The 2,191-nt window shown below is 31.4% G+C and carries 1 protein-coding gene and 1 pseudogene; both read right to left on the bottom strand.

What is annotated here, in order from left to right; genetic code table 11:
* A pseudogene (locus tag ABWO04_RS11315) lies at window positions 1–701 on the bottom strand (protein translocase subunit SecDF); the annotation flags it as partial.
* A 217-nt stretch (window positions 702–918) separates the two neighbouring features.
* Window positions 919–2,175, bottom strand: a complete 1,257-nt coding sequence (gene capB / locus ABWO04_RS11310) for a cysteate-C-fatty acyltransferase (protein ID WP_353079794.1) — start codon at window positions 2,173–2,175, stop codon at window positions 919–921.
* Window positions 2,176–2,191: the final 16 nt, after the last annotated feature.

Raw genomic sequence — 2,191 nt, 5'->3', positions numbered from 1 at the left:
GTTTCCCAAAATTCTAATTGTGCGGTTTGAGATAATAATTTTTCAACTCTATCTAAATCTTTAGCACCTGGTAATTCTACTAAAATTCTTCCTGTTTCACCAATTTTTTGAATGTTTGGTTGCGCTACTCCGAATTTATCGATACGTTTAGTTAATACTTTATAAGCACTTTCAATAGATTCAGCTACTTTCTTTTTCAAGATAACTTTTACTTGATCGTCAGTCATATTTAACTGAATTTCTTCAAAAGTTCTATTGTAGAATGCTTCAGCTGAAGCCATTTTTATAGTTCCGTTAGATTCTGCAGCAAAAGCGTCAAAAAAGGCATCTAAATAATCTTGATTTCCTCTTCTTTCTTTTGTTGCTCTTTCTAAAGCTCTGTTGAAAGTTGGGTTTTTAGAATTGTTAGATAATGTTTTTAAAACGTCTTTAACAGAAACTTCTAACGTTACGTTAATTCCACCTTCTAAATCTAATCCTTTGTTGATTTGTTGTTTTTCAACATCTTCATAAGTAAAGCCTAAAAAAACGTCTTTTTTCTTTAGATCTTTTAAGTAGTTTAATTCTTTTTGAGAATCTCCTTTCGCAAATTCTTTCGCATCTTTTACAATTCCGTTAGCAACAAACGTAAAAGAAAGTTGATAGATACAAGCAATCGTAAATATGATTGCGAAGAATTTAATTAGTCCTTTGTTCTGCATTATAGTTAATTTAAGTTATTTTCTTTAAAAACGGACAAATATATCATTTCATAAAGGATAAAACAATTTTATTTGAGCCTAAAATTCATTTTTTATTAATATTTATTCAACATTACGAAAAAATCATCTTTTTTACACTTTTAATTGACTCAAAATAAGATGAATAAAAAAAGCGTTGAAACAATCAACGCTTTTTAATTTTTATAATTTGTTCAAATTATTTATCTGTAATTGTTGATTCTGCAATTTTTTTGTACGTTCCGTTTTCTAATTTCTCACGTATGGCTTCAAAAGCAGTTAACGTTTCATCAATATCTTCTAATGTATGCGTAGTTGTTGGAATCATTCGTAATAAAATCATTCCTTTTGGAATTACTGGATACACTACTATTGACAAGAAAATACCGTAGTTTTCTCTTAAATCATTTACCATAATCATAGCTTCAGGTATAGAACCTTCCAAGTAAACTGGTGTAATACACGTATTTGTATCGCCAATATTGAATCCTTTTTCTTTTAATCCGTTTTGTAACGCATTAACATTTACCCATAATTTATCTTTGATTTCAGATGAATTACGTAATAATTCTAAACGTTTCAACGAACCAATTGTTTGAATCATTGGCAATGCTTTAGCAAACATTTGAGAACGTAAATTATATTTTAAATAATCAATTACATCTTTATCACCCGCTACGAAAGCACCAATGTTTGCCATTGATTTTGCAAAAGTTGAAAAATATACATCAATTCCATCTTGACAGCCTTGCTCCTCACCTGCTCCAGCACCTGTTTTACCAAGCGTACCAAATCCGTGTGCATCATCAACCAATAAACGGAAATTGTATTTTTTCTTCATTTCTACAATTTCTTTTAACTTACCTTGTTGTCCTCGCATACCAAAAACACCTTCCGTAATAAACAAAATACCACCACCAGTTTCGGTAGCTAATTTTGTAGCACGTTGCAAGTTTTTTTCCATACTTTCGATATCATTGTGCTTATAGGTAAAGCGTTTTCCACTATGCAAACGAACACCGTCAATAATACACGCGTGTGCATCTACATCATAAACAATAACATCATTTCTGGTAACCAAAGCATCAATTGTAGATAAAATTCCTTGGTAACCAAAATTCAATAAATAAGCCGATTCTTTCATTACAAAAGCTGCCAATTCTTGTTCTAATTGTTCGTGATACTTAGTGTGTCCACTCATCATACGAGCTCCCATTGGGTAAGCCGCACCATATTGTGCTGCTGCTTCAGTATCTGCTTTACGAACTTCTGGATGATTGGCTAACCCTAAATAGTCATTCAAACTCCAGTTTAATATATTTTTACCTTGAAATTGCATTCTTGGGCCCAATTCACCTTCCAACTTTGGAAACACGAAATAACCTTCTGCTTGTGAAGCCCATTTTCCTAACGGTCCTTTATTTTGTTGTATTCTTTCAAATAAATCTTTAACCATAATTTCTTACTTAATT

Origin of the sequence: Flavobacterium sp. (assembly GCF_040382755.1) — a bacterium.
GTDB lineage: Bacteria > Bacteroidota > Bacteroidia > Flavobacteriales > Flavobacteriaceae > Flavobacterium.
Note: the sequence above shows the minus strand (reverse complement) of the source record. Positions and strands in the feature narration are given on the sequence as shown.

What these genes read in the sequence shown, in the direction of transcription:
- capB (WP_353079794.1), bottom strand. Translation starts at nt 2,175, where the DNA reads ATGGTTAAAGATTTATTTGAAAGAATACAACAAAATAAAGGACCGTTA.